At 37.2% G+C, this 23,296-nt stretch carries 22 protein-coding genes; 19 read left to right on the top strand and 3 right to left on the bottom strand.

Annotated features, from left to right (window positions below; all coding sequences use genetic code 11):
- Positions 1-103: 103 nt before the first annotated feature.
- From KKI44_RS14260 to KKI44_RS14250, 3 genes are all read right to left on the bottom strand, one after another.
- On the bottom strand, positions 104-553 hold the full coding sequence (locus KKI44_RS14260) for a GNAT family N-acetyltransferase (RefSeq protein ID WP_214587905.1): 450 nt from the start codon (positions 551-553) through the stop codon (positions 104-106).
- A complete protein-coding gene (gene yihA, locus KKI44_RS14255; protein ID WP_087706970.1) occupies positions 546-1,169 on the bottom strand; it encodes a ribosome biogenesis GTP-binding protein YihA/YsxC in 624 nt (207 codons plus the stop codon). Before yihA ends, KKI44_RS14260 begins: the two co-directional genes overlap by 8 nt.
- 65 nt (positions 1,170-1,234) lie before the next feature.
- A complete protein-coding gene (locus KKI44_RS14250; protein ID WP_214587903.1) occupies positions 1,235-1,996 on the bottom strand; it encodes an alpha/beta fold hydrolase in 762 nt (253 codons plus the stop codon).
- A gap of 272 nt (positions 1,997-2,268) precedes the next feature.
- Here KKI44_RS14250 and mraZ point away from each other — a divergent pair, with 272 nt between their 5' ends.
- The 19 genes from mraZ to KKI44_RS14155 all read left to right on the top strand — a co-directional run bounded on the left by mraZ (position 2,269) and on the right by KKI44_RS14155 (position 23,247).
- Positions 2,269-2,727 carry a division/cell wall cluster transcriptional repressor MraZ gene (mraZ, locus tag KKI44_RS14245; protein WP_214587901.1) on the top strand — a complete coding sequence of 153 codons (459 nt, stop codon included), beginning with the start codon at positions 2,269-2,271 and terminating at the stop codon, positions 2,725-2,727.
- Positions 2,728-2,763: 36 nt separating this feature from the next.
- A complete protein-coding gene (rsmH, locus tag KKI44_RS14240; protein ID WP_214587899.1) occupies positions 2,764-3,657 on the top strand; it encodes a 16S rRNA (cytosine(1402)-N(4))-methyltransferase RsmH in 894 nt (297 codons plus the stop codon).
- A gap of 100 nt (positions 3,658-3,757) precedes the next feature.
- Positions 3,758-4,123, top strand: coding sequence for an FtsL-like putative cell division protein (locus KKI44_RS14235; RefSeq protein WP_100377881.1), 366 nt, complete (start codon positions 3,758-3,760; stop codon positions 4,121-4,123).
- Positions 4,107-6,098 carry a penicillin-binding transpeptidase domain-containing protein gene (locus tag KKI44_RS14230; RefSeq protein ID WP_214587889.1) on the top strand — a complete coding sequence of 664 codons (1,992 nt, stop codon included), beginning with the start codon at positions 4,107-4,109 and terminating at the stop codon, positions 6,096-6,098. The genes KKI44_RS14235 and KKI44_RS14230 overlap by 17 nt, the downstream gene beginning before the upstream one ends.
- 70 nt (positions 6,099-6,168) lie before the next feature.
- Positions 6,169-7,629 (top strand): UDP-N-acetylmuramoyl-L-alanyl-D-glutamate--2,6-diaminopimelate ligase, encoded by a 1,461-nt coding sequence (locus KKI44_RS14225; RefSeq protein ID WP_214587887.1) that lies wholly within the window; start codon positions 6,169-6,171, stop codon positions 7,627-7,629.
- Between the two features lie 26 nt (positions 7,630-7,655).
- Entirely contained in the window at positions 7,656-7,907 is a 252-nt protein-coding gene (locus KKI44_RS14220) for a four helix bundle protein (protein WP_250902071.1), read from the top strand.
- A gap of 164 nt (positions 7,908-8,071) precedes the next feature.
- Positions 8,072-9,313: a phospho-N-acetylmuramoyl-pentapeptide-transferase gene (gene mraY, locus KKI44_RS14215; RefSeq protein WP_076391180.1), complete on the top strand. Its 1,242-nt coding sequence runs from the start codon at positions 8,072-8,074 to the stop codon at positions 9,311-9,313.
- An 86-nt stretch (positions 9,314-9,399) separates the two neighbouring features.
- Positions 9,400-10,737, top strand: a complete 1,338-nt coding sequence (gene murD, locus KKI44_RS14210; protein WP_214587885.1) for a UDP-N-acetylmuramoyl-L-alanine--D-glutamate ligase — start codon at positions 9,400-9,402, stop codon at positions 10,735-10,737.
- A 23-nt stretch (positions 10,738-10,760) separates the two neighbouring features.
- Complete coding sequence (locus KKI44_RS14205; RefSeq protein WP_076391176.1) at positions 10,761-11,999, top strand: FtsW/RodA/SpoVE family cell cycle protein; 1,239 nt, start codon at positions 10,761-10,763, stop codon at positions 11,997-11,999.
- 34 nt (positions 12,000-12,033) lie between these two features.
- Complete coding sequence (murG, locus tag KKI44_RS14200; RefSeq protein ID WP_214587883.1) at positions 12,034-13,155, top strand: undecaprenyldiphospho-muramoylpentapeptide beta-N-acetylglucosaminyltransferase; 1,122 nt, start codon at positions 12,034-12,036, stop codon at positions 13,153-13,155.
- Entirely contained in the window at positions 13,155-13,811 is a 657-nt protein-coding gene (locus KKI44_RS14195) for a hypothetical protein (protein WP_214587881.1), read from the top strand. Before murG ends, KKI44_RS14195 begins: the two co-directional genes overlap by 1 nt.
- 3 nt (positions 13,812-13,814) lie before the next feature.
- Complete coding sequence (gene murC / locus KKI44_RS14190) at positions 13,815-15,173, top strand: UDP-N-acetylmuramate--L-alanine ligase (RefSeq protein ID WP_214587879.1); 1,359 nt, start codon at positions 13,815-13,817, stop codon at positions 15,171-15,173.
- Positions 15,174-15,294: 121 nt separating this feature from the next.
- Positions 15,295-15,672 carry a GxxExxY protein gene (locus tag KKI44_RS14185; protein WP_214587876.1) on the top strand — a complete coding sequence of 126 codons (378 nt, stop codon included), beginning with the start codon at positions 15,295-15,297 and terminating at the stop codon, positions 15,670-15,672.
- Positions 15,673-15,788: 116 nt separating this feature from the next.
- The gene (locus KKI44_RS14180) at positions 15,789-16,733 is read left to right on the top strand and encodes a cell division protein FtsQ (protein ID WP_214587874.1); all 945 of its coding nucleotides are present in this window, start codon (positions 15,789-15,791) and stop codon (positions 16,731-16,733) included.
- Positions 16,734-16,822: 89 nt separating this feature from the next.
- Complete coding sequence (gene ftsA, locus KKI44_RS14175; protein ID WP_214587873.1) at positions 16,823-18,214, top strand: cell division protein FtsA; 1,392 nt, start codon at positions 16,823-16,825, stop codon at positions 18,212-18,214.
- Between the two features lie 107 nt (positions 18,215-18,321).
- Positions 18,322-20,226, top strand: coding sequence for a cell division protein FtsZ (ftsZ, locus tag KKI44_RS14170; protein WP_214587872.1), 1,905 nt, complete (start codon positions 18,322-18,324; stop codon positions 20,224-20,226).
- Positions 20,227-20,335: 109 nt separating this feature from the next.
- A complete protein-coding gene (locus KKI44_RS14165; RefSeq protein ID WP_076391162.1) occupies positions 20,336-20,782 on the top strand; it encodes a GatB/YqeY domain-containing protein in 447 nt (148 codons plus the stop codon).
- Positions 20,783-21,215: 433 nt separating this feature from the next.
- On the top strand, positions 21,216-21,626 hold the full coding sequence (locus tag KKI44_RS14160) for a BrxA/BrxB family bacilliredoxin (RefSeq protein ID WP_076391160.1): 411 nt from the start codon (positions 21,216-21,218) through the stop codon (positions 21,624-21,626).
- A gap of 106 nt (positions 21,627-21,732) precedes the next feature.
- Positions 21,733-23,247, top strand: a complete 1,515-nt coding sequence (locus KKI44_RS14155) for a GH3 auxin-responsive promoter family protein (protein ID WP_214587871.1) — start codon at positions 21,733-21,735, stop codon at positions 23,245-23,247.
- Positions 23,248-23,296 lie beyond the last annotated feature (49 nt).

Here is a 23,296-nt window from a genome sequence, read left to right as displayed (position 1 = left end):
AAGATAAAATCTTTGCGCTTTTTATAAAATATATATTCAGCTTCTTGCGTCTTGACGAAAAATCCAACAACAAAAAAGCGAAGAATCAATTCCTCGCTTTTCTTTATTTTCTGAGCATTTCCGTATGCGGAATGTCGTCTTCCAGATATTTTTTTCCCGTATCTTCAAACCCGAAATCTCCATAAAATTTCAGCAGGTAATCCTGCGCAGAAATCCTGATTTCAGAAGTCCGGAAACGGTTTTCGATCGTTTCAACCGCATATTGGATCAATTGCCTGCCTAAGTTTTTTCCTCTCGCCTTCTCTGTGGTTAAAACCCTTCCTATTGAAGCTTCATTATATTTTATACCCTTGTCGAAAATCCTGCAGTTCGCCAAAACTTCGCCGTCTTCTTCTGCCCAGATGTGAATTGCTTTCTGATCATAACCGTCTAAATCCGGATAAGGACAGTTCTGCTCCACCACAAAAACATCAATTCGGGCTTTTAAAACCGCATACAGTTCAGGAACCGTAAATTCGTCGAAGGTTTTTACTTTCCAGATAATATTACTCATCAAAGCTTACATTGTTATTGATCAAAAATTCATTGGTTTTCTGGATGAAACTTAAAATTTCATCACCACCCTCCTTCTTTTCTGCTGAGGTTACATATAATTCCGGCAGATCTTCCCATGTTTTATGAAGCTCTGCTTTATAATCCTCCACATTTTTAATCACAACATTCGGCTTTAGCTTATCTGCTTTTGTAAACACGATGGAAAACGGAACTCCGCTTTCACCGCACCATTGGATGAATTCCAGATCAATATTCTGAGGTTTATGTCTGGAATCTACCAAAACGAAAAGATTAACCAGATTTCTTCGGTTCAGAATATAATTCGTGATGAGCTTTTCAAAATCCTTTCTGATCGATTTCGAAACTTTTGCATATCCGTAACCCGGCAAATCCGTGAGATACCAGTTTTCGTTCACTAAGAAATGGTTGATAAGCTGGGTTTTTCCCGGAGTCTGAGATGTTTTCGCCAGATCTTTATGATTCATCATTGCATTGATGAGCGAAGACTTTCCTACATTTGATCTTCCGATGAAAGCATACTCAGGAAGATTCGGTTCCGGGCAATCCTGCCATTTTCCGCTGCTCTTTACAAATGTTGCTGTTTTAATAACCATTTTGTTGAATATTTTTAGAAAAACAAACCATTAAGAAAAGCTCTTAATGGTCATTTATATTGTAATTAAACTTTATCTTTTACCCAGTTATAAAGAATTTCATTAAATTCATCCGGCTTTTCCATCATCGCTGCGTGACCACAGTGATCGATCCAGAACAGGTCTGAATTCGGAATAAATTTATGCATATCTTCCGCCACCTCAGGAGGAGTTACATTATCCTGTTTTCCCCAGATCAGACAGGTTGGTGTTTTAATCTTTGGCAGATCATGCAGCATGTTGTGTTTGATGGCACTTCTCGCCAGCATCACCGTTTTTATCCCCTTCATTCTGTCATTTACCACGGCAAAAACTTCATCTACCAGATCTTCTGTAGCAATAGAAGGATCATAAAAAACCTCTTCTGTTTTCTTTCTTATATAGGAACGGTCATTCTTTCTCGGGAAACTGTCCCCGAAAGTTCTTTCGTAAAGCCCTGAACTTCCCGTAAGCACAAGATTTTTAATAAGATCCGGTCTGGACAGGGTAAGGATAAGCCCTACATGCCCTCCCATAGAATTGCCTACAATCGTTACCGGAGCTTCAATATGGGTTTCTATAAATTTGGCAATATATTTTGCTAAAGTCGTAAGATTAGTATTGAGTACCGGCAAATCGTAGATCGGCAGCTGAGGAACATATACTTTGAATCCCCTGTCTGAAAAAAAATCTACCATCTTATCGAAATTACTCAAACCACCCATTAACCCGTGCAACAGCACCAATGGATGTCCTTCCCCCGCTTCTACGAAAGTATATTTCTTTTCTTTTTTTGTACTAAATATCATAAAATGCCTTAATAAAGCCTTGCAAAAATACAAATTAAACCTCAAAAATATTTTGATTACCCTAATTTAAAATAAAAATAATATATCAAACTCTTTTTTAACTGTTTTTTTGAAAATCTATTTATTATGGCGTAAATAAGAGGTTTATCAACGTCCAACATATCAACCCATTACACCATCAAAATTAAATCTTTAATAAAACTTATTAACATTAAGGGAAAAAGTGGGAAAAAGTGGGAGATTTTAGAAATTATTATATAAATTTGTCCCAAATGAACAGTTTCATTGGAACATATGAGTGTAAAATTGACGACAAAGGCCGGTTAAAAGTTCCTTCCTCTTTAATTAAACAGATGGAAAACTTCGACGACAAGGCGTTTGTAGTCAAAAGATCTGTGTTCCAACCCTGTCTGGAAGTTTACCCCATGAATGCATGGAATAAAGTGATGGGCAAAATTAATAAACTGAACAGATTCATTAAAAAGAATGCTGATTTCATTAGAATGTTTACGGCAGGTGTAAAAATTGCGGAGCTGGATAACGCCGGAAGGTTACAGATTTCTAAAGACCTTACTGTTTTTGCAAATCTTCAGAAAGAGATTGTGATTACCAGTGCAGGAGAATTATTTGAGATCTGGGATAAGGACGATTACGAAAAAGTAATCTCCATCAGTGAAGACGATTTTGCGAATCTTGCCGAAGATGTAATGGGCACATTCGAAGAAGAATAACTGCGTTGTAAAAACGTAAAAAAACACAACTAAAACATGTATCATAACCCCGTTTTGCTGAAGCAGAGTGTTGATGATTTGGTGACGAATCCAGACGGAATATATGTGGACTGTACTTTTGGTGGCGGCGGCCATTCAAGAGAGATATTGAGCAGACTTTCGGATAAAGGAAAACTGTTCAGTTTCGATCAGGACTTGGACGCACTTAAAAATACAATTGATGACCCGAGATTTACGCTCATCAATCAGAATTTCAGGTTTCTGGAAAACTCCCTGTTGATTTACGGAGTTTCTCAGGTAGACGGAATTCTGGCAGATCTGGGTGTTTCCTCACATCAGTTTGATGAAGCCGAAAGAGGTTTTTCTACACGAAGCAATGCTCCGTTAGACATGAGAATGAACGTCATGCAGGGTCTTGATGCCAAAAGAGTGATTAACGATTACGATGAAGAGCAGCTTGCCGACATTTTTTATTATTACGGTGAATTGAGAGAAGCAAGAAAACTGGCAAGAGATATCGTTCATCACAGAAAAACAAAAAGTATTGATACAACAGAAGATCTGAAAAAACTCTTCAGTTATCTTCCGCCGCATAAAGTGAATAAATTTTATGCACAGTTGTTTCAGGCAATACGTATTGAAGTCAATCAGGAGCTGGAAGTTTTAAAAGAAATGCTTGTTCAGGCATACAACGTATTAAAACCCGAAGGGAGACTGGTGGTTATCTCTTACCATTCTTTAGAAGACAGACTGGTAAAAAGATTTTTGAAAAACGGAATGTTTGAGGGAGAACCCGAAAGAGACATTTACGGAAATTATAAAAAAGCATTCGAGCTGGTAAAGAGCAAAGCCATCATTCCCGATGATAAGGAGATTGAAGAAAACTCAAGAGCCAGAAGTGCTAAAATGAGAACAGGAATAAAAGTATAAAAGTGAATATGTGAATTGTGAATCGTCAATTTTAGTTCAATTCAGAAAACCTGACGATTACCACAAAGTGAATTCACTGCAAAACAAATTGACATTTAAATTGGCAAAAAGAACAACAAATCGTCCTCAGAAGAAATTAACTTTTATAGACATTATAAAAGGAAATTTCCTGAACCGTGATGAGATTAAAATACATTATAAGTATTTTCTGCTGTTGTTTGTATTGATGATGGCAATGATCTACAGCAATCACCTCGTCAATAAGAAAATTAAAATTGTTAACGCACTCAAAGAAGAAACAGAAGAATATAAATCGCGAAACGCTTACGCACAAAGTAAGCTGATCAAAGTAAAAATGGAATCGGAGCTGGGGAAAGAGGTTGCACGGGATTCTTTAATGACCCTCGAAAACCATCCTCATAAATTGCTAATAAAACTGGACAGTACAGATGCAAAAGCAAAATGAATACGACAACAAACGTAAAAAAACGTTACGATGGGGCTACCTCTTTGCAGTGGTGGCTTTGTGCGTGTTTGTAATGTTCCTTGCGCGCATCGTTATTCTTCAGAATACGAACGTTCAGGAAATTAAAGACGATTACATCAACAAAAACTATCGCGAAGCCACCCTGAAAGCAGCAAGAGGAAATCTTTTTGCTTCGGACGGCTCTATTCTGGCAACAACCGTCATGCGTTACGACATCTATCTGGATTTCAAAACGATGAAAGACACCATTTATACGAACAATATTGGTGCTTTAACAGATTCTCTCAGCAAAATGTTCGGAAAGCCAAGAGCAGAATTCAGAAAGAAATTTGATGAGCAGAGAAAAAAGAAAAATCAGTACTACACTTTGGTTAAAGGACTAGATTTTGACCAGTACGACAGAATCCGCAAATTTCCGATATTCAAAAAAGGCAAAAACAAAGGAGGTTTTATCGTAGACCGAAACTATAAAAGAGAATTGGCTACCTCAGAAATTGGAGCCGGAACCATCGGAATGGACGACGGCGTTCACACAGCAGGTCTTGAAGGCGCTTTCTCTAAATATTTAAGAGGAACAGACGGAAAAAGACTGGAGCAGAGAATCAATTCCTCCCAGTGGAAGCCGATTGATTACTGGAAAGTGCAGGAACCTGTTGACGGAGAAGATGTTTATACCACATTAGACCTTAGAATTCAGGATATTGCACATTCCGCTTTACAGAAACAACTCGTGAACTTCGAAGCAAAACACGGAACCGTGATTGTAATGGAAACCGAAACAGGAAAAGTCCGCGCCATGGTTAATTTAAGAAGAACTGACGATGGAGATTATGTAGATTCTTATAATTATGCCCTGAAAGACAACATAGAACCGGGTTCTACCTTTAAAACCATTTCACTTTTAGCAGCAATGGATGACGGTTTTATCGATGAAAATACAACTGTAAATGTAGGAAACGGAATCTGGGTATACGCAAAACAAAGGATTTCGGACGGTCACGGCGGCGGAACGTATGACATCAGTGATGTTCTGGCTAAATCCAGCAACGTAGGTTCTGCAAAATTAATTACAAAATATTACGCCGAAAAACCTCAGATTTTCTTAGATCATTTAAGAAGATGGAAGCTATTTGATAAAATGAATATTGAACTTCCGGGAATCACAAAACCAAAAATTTTAACTCCCGAAAGCAAAAGATGGAATGCCGCAACTCTCGCATCCATTGCCTACGGATATTCTACAAACATAAACCTGTTGCAGTTAGCCACTTTCTATAACGGAGTCGCAAACAACGGTAAAATGCTGAAGCCTTTATTTATTGATAAAATTATGAAGGATGGGAAAGTAATGTACACGGCAAAACCGGAAGTAATGGTCAACAAAATGGCATCCGAAAAAGCCATTAAAATGATGACCAATGCTTTAACAAAAGCTGTTGAAAAAGGAACGGCAAAAAGTATTTTCACACCAAATTTAAAAATGGCAGGAAAAACAGGAACCGCAAGGTTTGAATACTGGCTTCCTGGTCCGATGAAATACCGCTCGTCATTTGCAGGCTTCTATCCTGCTGATAATCCGAAATATACCTGTTATGTGATGATCAGCGAGCCGAATACATCAAAAGGGTTTTATGGAGCTACCGTTGCAGCACCGGTGTTTAAAGAAATTGCAGGAAAAACTTTCCTGAAAACCCCGCAGAATATTGAAAGAGAAATGCTTGTCGACAAAAAGGTAAACCTGAACAAAATGGTAGAACCTAACGTAAAAGTCGCAGTAAATAATAAACAGATGCCGAATGTTGTAGGACTGATCGGTAAAAATGTGATTCCACAGTTGGAAAACTTAGGCTACCGTGTAGATTTTAAGGGGGTGGGAAGAATTAAAGAACAGTTCCCGACAGAAGGCACAACCATAAGCAGAAACCAGAGAATTTATCTGTCTCTGCAGAATTAAAAAAAGAAAAGAACCCGAAGGGTTCAATATGAATAACCGTAAGTGAAACTTATGGAACAAATAAAGAGAAATGCAGTTAAATGATTTATTAAAAAGAATTCCGGTATTAGAAATTCATGGTGACGACAGCCGTGAAATTTCAGAATTGGTATTCGACAGCAGAAAGGTTACGGAAAACTCCTTGTACATCGCAATGAGAGGAACAGTTGTGGACGGACATTCATTTATTGCATCTTCGGTGGAAAAAGGAGCAACAGCAGTTGTTTGCGAAGAATTCCCAGAACATCTTGATGAAAATGCTACCTATATTAAAGTAAAAGATTCATCTAAAACTTTAGGTCATTTAGCGTCCAATTTCTACGGTAATCCTTCAGAAAAACTAAAATTAATCGGAGTAACAGGAACCAACGGAAAAACTTCTGTTTCTACCCTGCTTTTTGATGTATTTAAAAATTTAGGATATGATTCCGCTTTGCTTTCGACAGTTGAAATCAGAATCGGAGAAAAGATCATTCCGGCAACACACACCACGCCTGATGTTATTACCATCAATAAAATTTTAGCTCAGGCGGTTGAAGAAGGTTGCGAATTCGCTTTTATGGAAGTAAGCTCCCACGGAATTGCCCAAAACAGAATCGAGGGACTTCACTTTAAAATTGCCGGATTTACCAATCTTACCCATGATCATTTAGATTATCATAAAACTTTTGACGAATATCTGAAAACGAAAAAGAGATTTTTCGATCAGTTGGAAGATTCTGCGGTTGCCATCACCAATGTGGATGATAAGAACGGAAATGTCATGCTTCAGAACACAAAAGCTACAAAAAGGTCTTATGCTTTGAAGACAATGGCAGATTTTCACGGAAGATTACTGGAAGTAGATTTCAACGGAATGCTGCTGAATTTCAACGGAAAAGAATTCTGGACAACACTCACCGGAAAATTCAATGTCTACAACCTCTTATTGGTTTTCGGAATTGCTTCCGAGCTGGGTTTTGAATCAGACGAAATTTTACAGGCAATCAGCAAACTAAAAAGAGTGTCCGGAAGATTTGAGACCTTTAAATCAGACGGCGGAATTTTCTTCATCGTAGATTATGCACACACTCCGGATGCATTGGAAAACATTCTGGACAGCATTAATGATATTAGAACAAAAAACGAACGACTGATCACCGTTTTCGGATGCGGAGGCGACAGAGATCATTCAAAAAGACCTGAAATGGGAAATATTGCCACGAAAAAATCAACGTTGGCAATCATCACCTCAGACAATCCGAGAACAGAAGATCCGGCATCAATCATCAAAGAAATCGAAGCCGGTGTTGAACCTCAGAATTTCAGCAAATACACTTCCATTCCGGACAGAAAAGAAGCCATCAAAATGGCGATAAAGTTTGCAGAACCGAAAGATATCGTTCTCGTAGCCGGAAAAGGACACGAAACCTATCAGGAAATAAACGGCGTGAAACATCATTTTGACGACAAGGAAACGATTAATGAGCTGTGGCAGCTTATGAGTAAATAATATAAATGATTATTGATAATTGATTAATGATGGAAAATAATTACAATCAGATTTTTGCTCAAAGAACAAAAACTTTAGCAATAAATATAATCAATAGTTTATCAGACTTGCCGTATTCTGATAAAGTATCCGTAATCAGAAAGCAGATTTTTCGTTCAGTAAGTTCTGTAGCAGCCAATTACAGAGCAATGTGCAGAGCCAGATCAGATAAAGAGAAATATGCTAAAATTTGTATTGTCGTAGAAGAGGCAGACGAAACAGTATTTTGGCTGAAGTAATTCAGGAAGTTAATATAGCTTCAAAAATAATGAGAGATGAGCTTATGAATGAATCTTTGGAGATTCTTAAAGTAACATCAACTTATAAGAACAAATTAAAGAGTAAGATTATTTAATATCGGTTAGATATCAATCATCAATTATCAAATATCAATAATTAAGAAATGCTATACTACCTATACGAATATTTAACCAGCATGGGAATCCACGTTCCCGGATTAGGACTGTTGAAATACATCTCCTTCCGTGCAGGAATGGCGGTTCTGTTTTCTTTAACCATCGCTTTGGTGTATGGAAAAAGAATCATCAACTATCTGAGAGCAAAACAGATGGGAGAACTGGTGCGTGATCTTGGTCTGGACGGGCAGAAACAAAAAGAAGGTACTCCTACAATGGGAGGTCTTATCATCATTTTGGCAACGTTAATTCCCGTTTTGCTATTTACCAGAATTACAAACGTTTACATTGTTCTTCTGATTGTTTCCGTGATATGGATGGGTGCAATAGGCTTTTTGGATGATTATTTAAAAAAGATCAAAAAAAACAAAGACGGTTTAAGTGGTAAATTTAAAATTGTTGGACAGGTCGGATTGGGTTTAATCGTAGGAGTTACCATGTATTTTCATCCCGATATTACCGTAAAAAGAAAATATGCAGACGCAAAAGTGGTAAACAGAAATAATGTAGAGCAAAACTTTATGCCTACCGAAAAAATAACTGTTTCCACCGTTCCCTTTGCTAAAAATAACGAGTTCGATTACAGTGGAATTCTGTTTTGGATGAACGATAAAGACGCCCACGAATGGGCTTGGATTGTTTTTATTCCTATTGTGATTTTCATCGTAACGGCTGTTTCAAACGGAGCCAATATTACCGACGGAATTGATGGTCTTGCCGCAGGAACCAGTACCGTTATTTTATTAACGCTCGGCTTGTTTGCCTATCTTTCTGGAAACATCATTTTTGCTGATTATCTGAATATTATGTTCCTTCCCAACATGGGAGAAACCACCATATTCGTAGTCGCAATGGTAGGAGCCGTAATCGGATTCTTCTGGTACAACACCTATCCTGCTCAGGTTTTCATGGGCGATACCGGAAGTTTGATGTTAGGCGGAGTTATTGCCGTTTTAGCGATTATTTTAAGAAAAGAACTCATGATTCCTGTACTTTGCGGAATTTTCCTGATCGAAAATATTTCCGTGATGCTTCAGGTTGTCGTATTTAAATACAGAAAAAGAAAATTCGGGTTGGAATATGCCCAAAACAATAGACTATTCAGAATGTCCCCTTTACATCACCATTATCAGAAGGGAGGCTTTCATGAAAGTAAAATAGTGAACAGAATGATCATCATCGGAGTAATGTTGGCAATTGTATGTCTGATCACATTAAAAATGAGATAAATTTTGTAAAAAGTAAAAAGTATTGATGTAAAAAGACACCAGATACATTGTACGTTTTACATTTTACATTTTACAAAAGAATAAATATGAAAATAGTTGTTTTAGGAGGAGGAGAAAGTGGTTGCGGAGCTGCCTATCTGGCAAAAAAGAAAGGAATGGAAGTTTTTCTTTCCGATAAAGGAGCCATCAAGGATAACTACAGACAGTTTCTGAACGAGAATGGAATTGAATTCGAAGAAGGAAGCCACGATGAAGAAAGAATTTTAAATGCCGACTGGATTGTAAAAAGTCCGGGAATTCCGAAAAAGGCAGAAATGATTCAGAAAATTAACGAGAAAGGAATAAGACTTTCTTCTGAAATTGAATTTGCTTCGGAATTTACAGATGCCAAAATCATCGCCATCACAGGAAGCAACGGAAAAACAACAACAACGTCTCTCATCTACTACATCCTGAAAAACGACGGATTAAATGTAGGTTTAGGCGGAAATATCGGGTACAGCTTCGCAAAGCAGGTTGCCGATGAAAACCATGAATATTATGTTCTGGAAGTAAGCTCTTTCCAGTTGGACGATATTCAGAATTTCAGACCATATATTTCTTTATTGTTGAATTTGTCACAGGATCATCTGGATCAGTACAATTACAACTATGAAGAATATGCACTGGCTAAATTCAGAATAACGGAGAATCAGGAAAATGATAACTTCTTCATCTACAATAAAGATGATGAGATGAGCAAAAATATTCTTGAAAAATTAGAAATTAAAGCGAAAATGATTCCTTTCTCCACCAAAGAAAAACTGGAAGAAGGAGGTTTCATTAACGGCGAAACCATTGAGGTAAAACTGAAGGATACTTTTTCAATGAAACTTGATGAATTATCTCTTCTGGGAACTCACAATGTTGCCAACAGCTTAGCTGCGTCAATTGCCGGTAAAATATTGGAAATCAACAATGAAAGCATAAGGAATTCATTAATGACTTTTCAGGCGGTTGAACACAGACTGGAGCTTGTAACTGAAATAGCGGGTGTAAAATACATCAACGACAGCAAGGCAACCAATGTTAATGCAACGTATTACGCTTTAGAAAGTATGAAAACTCCGACCGTTTGGATCGTTGGAGGTTTAGATAAAGGTAATGACTATACTGAAATTGAAGAATTAGTCAAAAGAAAAGTAAAAGCAATCGTCTGCTTAGGAATTGATAATGAAAAGATTATCAACTTCTTTAAAGACAAAAAAGAATTTATTTACGACACGTCGAGCATGGAAAAAGCAGTGGAAATCTCAAAATCTCTCGCTGAAAAAGGAGATACGGTTTTACTGTCTCCGTGCTGTGCAAGTTTTGATTTATTCAAAAACTATGAAGACAGAGGTCATCAGTTTAAAGAGCAGGTATTAAAAGCCAATGGCAATTAGCCAAAAAGCCAACAGCATTATATATGAACGAACAAGACACAGAAAACAGATTTGAATTCCTGAAGGGCGATAAAGTACTTTGGATGGTCATTCTTGTGATCTCCATTTTCTCTATTTTCCCGGTTTATTCTGCAAGTTCGAATCTGGAATATATCGTCAACAACGGGACCACAACCGGTCACGTTATCAAACATATGTTCTTCGTAGTCTTAGGTTTGGGAATCATGAGAGTAGTCGGAATGGTAAAATACGAATACATCGGAAAACTCAGCAGCATCATGCTTGGTTTAATGGTTATTCTATTGATTGTCACCATGTTCACAGGACAGACCATTGACGGAGCCAGTGCTTCACGATGGCTGAAAATTCCCGGAACACCAATTTCATTCCAGCCGTCTTCCTTTGCTTTTTTAATGCTGATTATTTATCTGTGCAGATATTTAACCAAGAAAATAACGCGGGAACGACTTCCGATTGAGAATATCATGTACATCTTCGGTCCGATTCTGCTGGTTTTTGTTCTGGTGGCAAAAGACAATGGTTCAACCGCATTGATGATTTTAATGGTTTCCGTGATTGTGCTCGTCATCGGACAGTTACACTGGAAATATATTGCAGGATTTATTTCTGCATCATTCATCGCAATTGTTCTGTTTTTACTGGTGGCTTTAAACACCAACTTAATTGGAGGAAACCGTGTTCACACGTGGATGAGCCGTATTGAAACCTTTACATCAAGCAAAGCAAAAACTGCAGACGTAGATGACGAAAGTGTAAAAGCTAAAAATTATCAGGTGATGATGGCAAAAGCTGCCATCGTACACGGCGGAGTTACAGGAATGGGACCCGGAAAAAGTGCTTTAAAACAAATGCTTCCGCAGTCTGCCTCCGACTTTATTTTCGCCGTGATTGTAGAAGAATACGGAGTGATCGGAGCTGTTTTTCTGGTAAGTTTATATTTAATTATGATAATCCGTATCGTCATGATAGCCAGTAAGATGCCCGCTTTTTTCGGCTCTTTGCTCGTTCTCAGCCTCGGAGTAATGATTTTTATACAACTGTCTGTAAATATTGCAGTTGCTGTTAATTTAATCCCTGTAACAGGGCAACCGCTGCCTTTAATAAGTTACGGAGGAACCTCAATGTTGGTAACATATTTGCAGTTGGGAATTATTTTAAACATAAGCTCCAGAATTCAGATTTACGATGAAGAAGGAATGGGCAAAAAACAAAGCATAGCGGAGATTAACGACATTGCTTAAGACAAAAAAATTTATAAAAAAGATTTAAACAGAAATGAATAAACCATCAGCAGATAGCCAAAAACCAAAATCCATCCGTGTATTATTATCGGGAGGAGGAACAGGAGGACACATCTTTCCTGCTATTGCTATTGCGGACGAAATCAGAAAAAGATTTCCCGATGCTGAATTTTTGTTCATTGGAGCCAACGGAAAAATGGAAATGGAAAAAGTTCCGCAGGCGGGTTATAAAATCGAAGGAATTGATATTGCCGGAATCAACAGAGGAAATCTTCTGTCGAATTTAGGATTGCCTTTTAAAATACTAAAAAGTTTATCCAAATCGAAGAAGATCATTAAAAGTTTTGCTCCGGATTTTGCCGTGGGAACAGGAGGTTTTGCAAGCGGACCGGCTTTGTACGAGGCAAGTAAACTGGGAATTCCTATTTTTATTCAGGAACAGAATGCTCATGCAGGAGTTACGAATAAAATTTTAAGTAAAAAAGCAAAAGCCGTGTTTACCGCTTATCCGAAAGTGGAAGGATTTCCGGCTGAAAAAATAAAATTTCTGGGGAATCCAATTCGTGAGAATATCATTTCCGGAATGCAGGAAACCATTCAGGCAAAAGAAAAAATGGGCTTGGATAAAGATAAACTGACAATTTTATCTGTCGGAGGATCTTTAGGCTCAAGAACATTAAATAACGGATGGAAAGACAATCTGGAAAACCTTAAAGAAAAAGGTTACCAGTTGATCTGGCAAACCGGAAAGTTAGACTACAGCGAGTTGTCTTCCGACCTCCAGCTTCCAGCTTCCATCCAGCTCAAAGAATTCATCAAAGATATGGAAACTGCCTATTCTGCCGCAGATGTCATTGTTTCCAGAGCGGGTGCAATTGCCATTTCAGAGCTGGCGGTTGCACAGAAGCCGGTTTTATTGGTTCCTTTCCCTTTTGCAGCGGAAGACCATCAAACCAAAAACGCAATGAATCTGGTTGAAAAAAATGCAGCCCGAATGGTAAAAGACTCTGAGATGAAGGACAAATTCTGGAATACCCTTTCAGAAATATGCGAAAATGAAAAAGTAAGAAAAGAAATGTCTGAAAATCTGAAATATTTTGCCAAACCAAATGCAGCAAAAGAGATTGTAGACGAGATTTTTAAAGTGATAAAATAATGCCACACGAGCTTTCTACATATAGAAAATTCATTTACGAAGATGATGCTTTAGAATTAATAAAAATTCTGGAAGAGAATCATATTGCTTATGAATTGGCAAATAATTCTTCACAATTAGACTCCAGTTTTGGAGGCGATATAAATACAAAACAGTTTGAATTAAAAATTCAAAAAGACGATTTTAGTCAGGTAGAGAAATTAGAAGAAGATTTGGTTAAAAAAGAAATTGAAAACGTAGATCAAGACTATTACCTTTTTGATTCTTCTGATGAAGAACTGATTGAAATTGTAACAAAAAAAGAAGAATGGAACAAATTTGATTATTTACTCGCTCAAAAAATATTAAAACAAAGAGGAAAGGAAATTAGCCCGGAACTTTTAAATGTGATAAATAAACAAAGAATTAAAGATCTTTCAACTCAGGAAGAAAGTCCGACTTGGTTAATAATAATCGGATACACTTCTGCCTTTTTTGCAGGATTTTTAGGCGTATTTGTTGGAGCTTATTTAATATATTATAAAAAAGCTTTACCAAATGGTGATAGAATTTATGGCTTTGCTAAAAAAGACAGAAGCCACGGACAAAACATTCTAATTATCTCTGCAATAGCTTTTTTTGTATGGATTGGAATAAACTTTTTAGTTAAATTATAATAAATGAACAATTTAGAAACATATCAAAATTTTTACTTCGTTGGAATCGGGGGGATCGGGATGAGTGCTTTGGCGCGTTATTTCCATGCTTCGGGCAAAAAAGTTTCAGGCTATGATAAAACCAACACGAAACTTACTCAGACTTTAATGAGCGAGGGAATTGATATTGTTTTTGAAGATGTCATTGATGAAAAAATTACGTCGCTTCACAAAGAAGATACGTTAGTTATCTACACTCCGGCGATTAAAAAACTGGACATATTAGATTATTTCAATACCAATCAGTTTGAAGTATTAAAACGTGCAAAAGTTTTAGGATTGATTACGGAAAACACAGATTGCATTGCTGTTGCCGGAACTCACGGAAAGACAACGACTTCTACCTTGGTTTCACACCTGTGCAAAGAAGCAGATTTGCCTTTTTCATGTTTTCTGGGAGGAATTTCTGAGAATTTTAAGTCAAATTTCCTCTACAACGGCTCACAATATTCAGTTGTGGAAGCAGATGAATACGACAGAAGCTTTCTAAACCTTTCTCCGGATTGGGCAGTTATTACTTCCATCGATGCGGATCATCTGGATATTTACGGAGATAAAAATACCATTGAAGAAGGATTCAGACAGTTTGCAGCTTTGGTTCCTGAAGACAAACAGCTTTTTGTAAGAAAAGGAATTGAAATCGGAAGACCTCATCAAACCTACGCTGTAAACGAAGTGGCTGATTATTATTCAGATAACCTGAGAATGGAGCATGATAAAATTTATTTTGATTTCCATACGCCCAACGAAACGGTAAAAGATTTTGTCTGGGAAATTCCGGGAATTCACAACGTAGAAAATGCTACGGTTGCGTTGGCTATTTTAAACAATTTAAGAGTAGATTTCGAAACTCTGAAAAAAGCAATTGCCAATTTCAAAGGAATTAAAAGAAGATATACAAAACATATTTACGAAAACGGTAAAATCTACATCGACGATTATGCGCATCATCCGACAGAAATTAATGCCGTGATGGGTTCAATCCGGACGTTTTATCCTGAAAAGAAGTTATTGGTCGTTTTCCAACCTCATCTTTTCAGCAGAACAAGAGATTTTGCAGACGGATTCGCAGAAAGTTTAAGTAAAGCTGATGAACTGATTTTGCTTGATATTTATCCGGCAAGAGAACTTCAGGAAAATTTTGAAGGAATCACTTCCGATTGGCTGCTAGAAAAAGTTAATTTAGATAAAAAAGAAGTTTCAACATTAAGCGAAGCTTTCAGCAAAATAAAAGAAAAAGATTTTGACATCCTTCTTACAGTAGGGGCAGGAAATATAGACACACTGTATGATCCTGTTTGTGATTGGATAGAGAAAATTTAATTATTAAATATAACGCAACGGACACAAAGAATTTTTTGAAAACAAGGAAATTTGTTCGCAAAGGCGTTTCACTCAGCAAATGATAGCTGAAAATATCATTTCAGAGTAAATAAAACACACAATGACAGAAAATGAAATTTCAAACATTGTTTTTGATGCAGGGATGAAAGTGCACCGAAAACTGGGAATCGGACTTTATGAAAATGTTTATGAGCAATGTTTAATTCAAGAGTTAAAAAATAGCAGATTGTACATTGAAAGTCAAAAAGATATTAGTGTCAATTATGAAGGTTTAATTATTGAGAAAGCATTCAAAGTTGATTTATTAATTGAAAATAAAGTAATTATAGAAATAAAAGCAGTTCCGAAAATTAATAAATATCATTTTTTCCAAATTCTTAATTATTTAAGAATCACAGAAATGAAATTAGGGATGATTTTAAATTTTCATTCTACCTTATTTAAAGACGGAGTAAAAAGAGCAGTAAACAAATTATAAAAAATATTTTCGGCTATCATTTGCTGAGTGAAACGCCTTTGCGAACATAAAAATAAAAAGCAAGAATTTAAAGAAAACCCTTGCGCCCGTAGCGTTAAAAAAGCTAAAAAACAAAAATGAAAAATAAATACAGAATATTAAAAATTGCCATCACAGTAATCATCCTTGGATTCCTGTTGAGTTTCTCCTTGAAAAAATTCAGCGGACAGAAGATTACGGACAATAAAATTTCTGTGAAAATGAATGAAAAAACACCGGTTTACTTCATTGATGAAAAAGATATCCGGGAAATTGTAAAAAAGGAAAACCCTTCTGGAAAAGTCGGGGATCTTAATATTCCCGCGCTGGAAAAAAAGATCAACAATCTTCCGGCGGTAGACAGCGCAAATGTTTATTTAAACCTGAACGGAAAACTGAATTTAGACATCAAACAGAGGGTTCCCGTTTTCAGATTAAACAAAGAAGGCAGAGATTTTTATGTAGATGAAAAAGGAATAGAATTTCCGATCTCCAAAACCTATTCTCATCCTTGTATGTTGGTGACAGGAAATGTAAAAAAAGAAGAGTATGAAAAACTTGCCGAACTGGTTGAAAAAATAGACAAAGACGATTTTAGTAAAAAATACTTCATCGGAATATCCAAGGACCGAAATGGCGACTATAATCTTCTTACCAGTGAAGGAAATTACAAAGTAGAGATCGGGGATTTAGATAATATCGATTTTAAGGTTAAAGGATTTAAGGCATTTGTGGAAAAATATCTTGTCTATCAGGATCCTGAGAAATACAGTATGGTTTCCATTAAATATCAGAACCAGATTGTAACCACTCTTAATCCCAATTACAAAGAAAACGACAGTATTTTAAAAGCGGCGAACATAGAACTGGCAAAAGCTCCGGTTGCCGTCACCAAAAGTACCGAACCAAAGCCGAAAGCTGAAGTTAAAAAAGAAATTAAGAAAACGGGGAATCCTTCAAAACCGAAGCCAGCCCAAGCAAAAAAAACTGATAAACCAACGGCGTCAAAACCGAAAACTAAAGCAAAAGTTAAGATCGAATAAAATAAAAAAACATCAATATACATAGGCAAAAACCTATGATCCTTATTAAAACAGGAACTGAAAAACAAAAAAATCAAATCGGTATAAAAATGGAAAATCAAGAGTATTCAGTAGGTCTGGACATCGGGACAACAAAGATTGTTGCGATTGTCGGAAGGAGGAATGCACACGGGAAAATAGAAGTTCTCGGTGTAGGAAAGGCGAAAAGTCTTGGGGTTCACAAAGGTATTGTGAATAATATTTCGCAGACCATTAATTCAATCAAAGCTGCTGTGTCTGAGGCACAGTCCAGCGCAGGAGTTCCGATCCGTAAAGTTACGGTAGGAATTGCAGGAAAACACATCCGTTCTCTGCAGCACTCCGATTATATTATGCGTGAACATCCGGATAAATTCATCACAGACGACGACATTGAAGCATTAAAAGATCAGGTAAAAAAACTGGTGATGCTTCCTGGAGAAGAAATCATTCACGTTTTACCGCAGGAATACAAAGTAGATTCCGAAGGTGAAATTCAGGAACCGGTCGGGATGCACGGTAAGCGTTTAGAGGCCAACTTCCATGTGGTTGTAGGACAAATGGGAAGCATTCGCAATATCGCGAGATGCGTGAGAGAAGCAGGGCTTGAAATGGAAGCACTTACGCTGGAGCCTTTGGCATCCTCTGAAGCGGTTCTTACAAAAGAAGAAAAAGAGGCAGGAGTTGCTATTGTAGATATCGGAGGCGGTACTACAGACATTGCAATTTTTAAAGATAACATCATCCGTCATACCTGTGTAATCCCTTACGGAGGAGGAATCATTACGGAAGACATCAAAGAAGGCTGTTCGATCATTGAGAAACACGCGGAACAACTGAAAGTAAAATTCGGCTCTGCGGTTCCTGAGCTTGAAAAAGACAGTACTTATGTTACCATTCCGGGACTTCACGGAAGACCGGATAAAGAAATTTCTCTGAAAACTTTGGCACAGATCATCAATGCGAGAGTAGAGGAAATTCTGGAAATGGTAAATACAGAATTAAAGGCGTACGGAGCCTTTGAACAAAAGAAAAAACTGATTGCTGGAATCGTATTAACGGGTGGTGGATCCAACCTGAAACACCTTCGTCAGCTCGCCAATTATACAACAGGATTCGACAGCAGAATCGGATTTGCAAATGAGTATGTGGCGAATGATAAAAATCAGTATCTTAAAGGTCCCGAATTTGCGACTTCCATTGGTTTATTAATGGAAAGTTTAAAAATAAGGGATAAAAAGCTGAACACGGTGGAAGACACTCCTGTTTTGGAAAAAGAGCAGCCGGAAAATGCTGCTGCACAAGCTGCGATTGAAACTTCACAACCCACTCCGCAGGAAGTTGCGCCGATACAGGAACAACAGCCTAAAGAAGAACAGCATGAGAATAAAAAGGCGGCAAAACTCACTTTCGGGCAGTCGCTGATGGAAAAAGTAAAAAAATTCTTTGAAGAAGTAGAATAAAATATAAATGATAAAAGATCAGTGATAATTGATGATTTATTTTTAATTAAAACAAAATCATTATTCATTTATCGCTTATCAATTATAATTATTAAAAGAAACTAATTATGGAAAACATAGGTACACAAGGATTTTCATTTGATTTGCCAAAAGGAAATTCATCAATCATAAAAGTAATCGGTGTTGGAGGCGGTGGAAACAATGCGCTGAAACACATGTACGAAAAAGGTATTCACGGAGTGGATTTCGTGATTTGCAATACAGATGCCCAGACTTTAGATAACAATCCGGTTGCCAACAAGGTACAGCTGGGAACTACCATTACGGAAGGTCTTGGCGCAGGAGCCGATCCTGAAGTGGGAGAAAAATCTGCCATCGAAAGCATCGAAGATATTAAAGCTGCAATGGGACAGAATACCAAAATGGTTTTCATCACTGCCGGAATGGGTGGCGGTACAGGAACCGGAGCCGCTCCCGTTATTGCTAAAGTAGCCAAAGATATGGGAATCTTAACGGTAGGAATTGTTACCGTACCTTTCAGTTTTGAAGGGAAAAGAAGACTGGAACAGGCTGAAAACGGTCTTGATAAATTAAGAAATAACGTTGACTCATTAATCGTCATCAACAACGATAAATTAAGACAGCAATTCGGAAACCTTGGATTCAAGCAGGGATTCTCAAAAGCCGATGAAGTTTTAACAAACGCTGCCAAAGGAATGGCGGAAGTTATTACGGGTTACTTTGATGTTAACATTGACTTTAGAGATGCTAAATCTGTGCTTCAGAATTCTGGGACGGCTTTGATGTCTACAGGAATTGCTTCCGGTGAAAATAAAGCTGAAGAAGCGGTTAAAAAGGCGCTTGATTCTCCACTATTGAATGACAACAAAATTACAGGCGCGAAAAACGTTCTGTTATTGATCAGAAGTGGTGTGGAAGAAGTGACCATGGACGAAATCGGAGTAATCATGGATCATATCCAGAAAGAAGCAGGAAACACCGCAGATATTATTTTCGGGGTGGGAGCAGACGAAGAACTGGGAGATTCTGTAAGCGTTCTTGTAATCGCAACAGGTTTTTCTAACGATAACAAAAAATTTGCAGGACCTACAGAGAAAATTAAAATCAGCCTGAACGACAGTTTCGATACTCCAAAAGAGTCTCCTTTCAAAACCAGAGAGGAAAGACATTCTCACGCAGAGCAGGATTATGATTTCGGAGGTAAAAACCTTTTCAGATTGGACGACGAAGACCACGACCATCCACAGTTTGGGGTTACGTCTACTGAAAAAAAAATGACTATTGGCAACGAAGAGACTAAAACTGAAATAAAATTCTTTGATAAAGAGGAAGATACGGTTAATAACACTCAGGATTGGAGAAATGATGATGAACAGGAAGAATCTTTCAGCTTATTTACTTTAGATGAAGAAGCAGAAGATCCGAATGATCTGGAAATAGAATCTTTTAAGTTCGATTTTGATCATAAAAAAGAAGAACCACAGTCTAATACTGCTTTCAATAACACTTTTTCTGAAGAAAAACCTGTTGAATTCAGCTTCTTCGTGAATGAGCCTGTAAAAAATGAGCCTAAATCTGATTTCGGACAGCCAAAAGCAGAACTTGCAGCAGTCAACGAAGTGAATCAGCTTACAGAAGAGCCGTTTCAGAAAGTGGAACATTTCTTTCAGCATCTGAAAGAAGAACCTGTTGTTGAAAATAAAACAGAAACAGAAGCTCCGAAACCAGCGGAAGAAGAATTCACCTTCGTGAATAAAACCGTAGATCAGGAAAGAGTAATGGAAAGAAGAAACAAACTGAAGGAGTTCAATTCCCGTTACCAGAGTTTCGACAGCTCCAGCGAGTTTGAATCTGTGCCTGCATTCAAGAGAAAAAATATTTCCATTGAAGGAACCAATGCATCAGACCAGAATATCAACACATATTTGTCTGATAACAACGGAAATATGCAGATAAGAGAAAACAGATTTTTAAATAAAGATGTAGACTGAATTTAATTTGAAAATGTGGTCATTTGAGAATTTGAAAATTATACATTCTCGATTCTAAAATAATTACATTTTCAAATTGTCTCATTTTTCAAATTATCAAATTAAAACCATGAGTTTAGAAAATACAATAAACGAAGCTATAAAAACAGCAATGAGAGCCAAAGACAAAGTGGCTTTGGATTCTCTTCGTGCTGTAAAATCTCAGATATTACTGCTTAAAACGGAAGCGAGAGGAGCAGAAGTAAGCGCAGAACAGGAAATTGCTATTCTTCAGAGAATGGTAAAACAGCGTAAGGATTCTGCCGAACAGTTTACTGCACAGGGAAGAAATGATCTTGCCGAAGTAGAGGAAGCTCAGATGAAAGTGATTGAGCAGTTTTTGCCGAAACAGCTTTCAGCAGAAGAACTGGAGGCAGAAATGAAAAACATTATCGCTGAAACAGGCGCTGAATCTATGAAAGATTTAGGAAAGGTAATGGGAATTGCTTCAAAATCTTTAGCCGGAAAATCGGACGGAAAAAGCATTTCCGAGATGGCGAAAAAACTGCTTTCATAATTGCTGATTGCGGGTAATTTTTAGTTGAGTGGTCTTCTATCCATCAACTGGCAACCAAAAACCATCAGCTATTTTATAAGGATATTCAACCTTTGCATATCGATTTGATTAAAGAAGCCCGAAATTTTTCAGTTTCGGGCTTCATTTATTTTTTTCTGAGTGACATCAATTATTGCTCAAAATAAAAGCAAAAACTGAAAGAAAATAAATTGAGAGGGATCAGTGTAAATATTTTTTCATGGTCAACTGTTTTCAGAATCATTTCAAATTTAGTAATTATTTTTGATAATTAACATATTTAATTTAAAATTTTATAATTATTATTAAACTATTAACATTCAATTCATTTTGTTTTCCAAAACTACCGATAGTTTTTATATATTGATGAAACGTAAAGAATTGCTTAAATTTGTACTTTACAAAAAACAAAAATATGTATCCACAAGATTTAGTAATGCCGATGAAGGCTGAACTTACAGATAAAGGTTTTGAAGACCTGACCACTCCGGCTCAGGTAGAAGAAGCATTAAAACAATCAGGAACTACCCTTTTGGTCATCAATTCCGTATGCGGATGTGCTGCAGGAGCTGCAAGACCAGGAGTTGTATATTCTTTAACAGGAGACAAAAAACCTGATCATTTAACTACTGTTTTCGCAGGTTTCGATACAGAAGCTGTTGTTGAAGCGAGAAAACATTTAGCACCGTTCCCTCCAAGCTCGCCTTGCGTAGCATTGTTTAAAGACGGAGAACTGGTTCATATGCTGGAAAGACACCACATTGAAGGAAATCCTGCAGGAGCAATTGCTGCGAACCTTCAGGCTGCTTACGACGAGTATTGCTAGTAAATGAGCATTTCAGATATAAACCGTTACAATTTGTAGCGGTTTTTTTTATTTTATCATCATAAAAAAATTCTCTGAAAAATCAATTATTGTTATATTTGTTGGAATGGCAACGAAAGCACTTTTCAATACTGTAGTCAATTGGTTTATCCGGCAGAGGATAGATCAGATTCAGAATTTCATGAATCATCCTATTGAAACACAGAAAGGTATCTTATTTTCCCAGTTATTTCATGCAGAAGATACGGAGTATGGCAGAAAATACGGTTTTAATTCCATTTCGAGTTATCAGGACTTTAAAAACAAAGTTCCGGTCGTTACCTACGAAGAAATGGAGCCTTATATTGAAAAAGCAAGACAGGGACAGAAGGACGTAAGCTGGCCCGGTTACATCAAACATTTTGCAAAATCTTCGGGAACCACGAATGCCAAAAGCAAATTCATCCCGATTTCTGCGGAAAGCCTTGAATACTGCCACATGAAAGCCGGAAAAGATATGGTTTCCATTTATGCCAATAATCATCCGGAAAATCAGCTTTTTAATTATAAAAATTTACGTCTGGGCGGAAGTTCTGAACTCTACGCGGATTTTAATACCAAATTTGGCGATTTATCCGCTATTCTGATTGATAATCTTCCTTTCTGGGTAGAAGTAACCACCACTCCGAGTAAAAAGGTTTCTTTGATGGGAGAATGGGAAAGCAAACTCAGAGCCATTACGTCCGAAGTTAAAAATGAAGATGTAGGAAGTATTCTTGGAGTTCCGAGCTGGATGATGGTTCTCTTACAAAGGGTTCTGAAGGAAACTGATGTTCAGAATATTTCAGAACTGTGGCCGAATCTTGAAGTGTTTTTCCACGGAGGAATCAGCTTTAAGCCTTACAGAGAACAGTACAAACAGATTATAGGAAAAAATATCAATTACTATGAGATCTATAATGCTTCTGAAGGATTTTTCGGAATTCAGGACAGATCGAATAGTGATGAAATGCTTCTGATGCTCGATTACGGTATTTTTTATGAGTTTATTCCGATGGATCAGTTTCATTTTTCCAATCCGAAAGTCGTGAGCCTGGAAGATGTGGAAATCGGGAAAAATTATGCAATGGTGATTACGACAAACGGCGGATTGTGGAGATATCTCATTGGCGATACCGTTATTTTTACCTCAACCAATCCGTTCAGAATAAAAATTACGGGAAGAACGAAACATTACATTAATGCTTTTGGGGAGGAGTTGATGATTACCAATGTAGAATCTGCCCTTTCTAAAGCCTGTGAAGAAACCAATGCATCCGTTTCCGACTTTACAGGAGCTCCTGTTTTCATGAAAGAGAACGAAGGCGGAGCTCATGAGTGGATTTTTGAATTCCGCGAAAAGCCGGACAATTTAGAGCGTTTTATAGATGCTTTTGATAATCATCTTAAATCCATTAATTCTGACTACGAAGCCAAACGTTACAACAATATGACGCTGAAAAGACCGATTGTTCATATTGCAAAGCCCAATCTTTTTTATTGCTGGCTGGAATCCAAAGGCAAACTGGGCGGACAAAATAAGGTTCCCAGACTGAGCAATGACCGAGAATATATTGATCCCTTACTTGAACTGAACAAATAAAAAAACCGCAGAAAAACTGCGGTTTCGTTTTTTATAAGAAGATGTTTAT

Source organism: Chryseobacterium sp. ZHDP1, from assembly GCF_018603435.1.
GTDB classification, from domain to species: Bacteria; Bacteroidota; Bacteroidia; order Flavobacteriales; family Weeksellaceae; genus Chryseobacterium; species Chryseobacterium indicum.
This window is presented reverse-complemented; position numbering and strand designations above follow the sequence as displayed.

Excerpts from the sequence above, each read along its gene's own strand:
- rsmH (WP_214587899.1), top strand. The coding sequence starts at position 2,764 with ATGTATCATAACCCCGTTTTGCTGAAGCAGAGTGTTGATGATTTGGTG.
- murC (WP_214587879.1), top strand. The coding sequence starts at position 13,815 with ATGAACAATTTAGAAACATATCAAAATTTTTACTTCGTTGGAATCGGG.
- KKI44_RS14155 (WP_214587871.1), top strand. The coding sequence starts at position 21,733 with ATGGCAACGAAAGCACTTTTCAATACTGTAGTCAATTGGTTTATCCGG.
- KKI44_RS14185 (WP_214587876.1), top strand. The coding sequence starts at position 15,295 with ATGACAGAAAATGAAATTTCAAACATTGTTTTTGATGCAGGGATGAAA.
- KKI44_RS14180 (WP_214587874.1), top strand. The coding sequence starts at position 15,789 with ATGAAAAATAAATACAGAATATTAAAAATTGCCATCACAGTAATCATC.
- mraZ (WP_214587901.1), top strand. The coding sequence starts at position 2,269 with ATGAACAGTTTCATTGGAACATATGAGTGTAAAATTGACGACAAAGGC.
- ftsZ (WP_214587872.1), top strand. The coding sequence starts at position 18,322 with ATGGAAAACATAGGTACACAAGGATTTTCATTTGATTTGCCAAAAGGA.
- KKI44_RS14230 (WP_214587889.1), top strand. The coding sequence starts at position 4,107 with ATGCAAAAGCAAAATGAATACGACAACAAACGTAAAAAAACGTTACGA.
- murD (WP_214587885.1), top strand. The coding sequence starts at position 9,400 with ATGAAAATAGTTGTTTTAGGAGGAGGAGAAAGTGGTTGCGGAGCTGCC.
- KKI44_RS14220 (WP_250902071.1), top strand. The coding sequence starts at position 7,656 with ATGATGGAAAATAATTACAATCAGATTTTTGCTCAAAGAACAAAAACT.
- KKI44_RS14205 (WP_076391176.1), top strand. The coding sequence starts at position 10,761 with ATGAACGAACAAGACACAGAAAACAGATTTGAATTCCTGAAGGGCGAT.
- KKI44_RS14195 (WP_214587881.1), top strand. The coding sequence starts at position 13,155 with ATGCCACACGAGCTTTCTACATATAGAAAATTCATTTACGAAGATGAT.
- ftsA (WP_214587873.1), top strand. The coding sequence starts at position 16,823 with ATGGAAAATCAAGAGTATTCAGTAGGTCTGGACATCGGGACAACAAAG.
- KKI44_RS14250 (WP_214587903.1), bottom strand. The coding sequence starts at position 1,996 with ATGATATTTAGTACAAAAAAAGAAAAGAAATATACTTTCGTAGAAGCG.
- KKI44_RS14165 (WP_076391162.1), top strand. The coding sequence starts at position 20,336 with ATGAGTTTAGAAAATACAATAAACGAAGCTATAAAAACAGCAATGAGA.
- mraY (WP_076391180.1), top strand. The coding sequence starts at position 8,072 with ATGCTATACTACCTATACGAATATTTAACCAGCATGGGAATCCACGTT.
- KKI44_RS14160 (WP_076391160.1), top strand. The coding sequence starts at position 21,216 with ATGTATCCACAAGATTTAGTAATGCCGATGAAGGCTGAACTTACAGAT.
- KKI44_RS14260 (WP_214587905.1), bottom strand. The coding sequence starts at position 553 with ATGAGTAATATTATCTGGAAAGTAAAAACCTTCGACGAATTTACGGTT.
- yihA (WP_087706970.1), bottom strand. The coding sequence starts at position 1,169 with ATGGTTATTAAAACAGCAACATTTGTAAAGAGCAGCGGAAAATGGCAG.
- KKI44_RS14225 (WP_214587887.1), top strand. The coding sequence starts at position 6,169 with ATGCAGTTAAATGATTTATTAAAAAGAATTCCGGTATTAGAAATTCAT.
- murG (WP_214587883.1), top strand. The coding sequence starts at position 12,034 with ATGAATAAACCATCAGCAGATAGCCAAAAACCAAAATCCATCCGTGTA.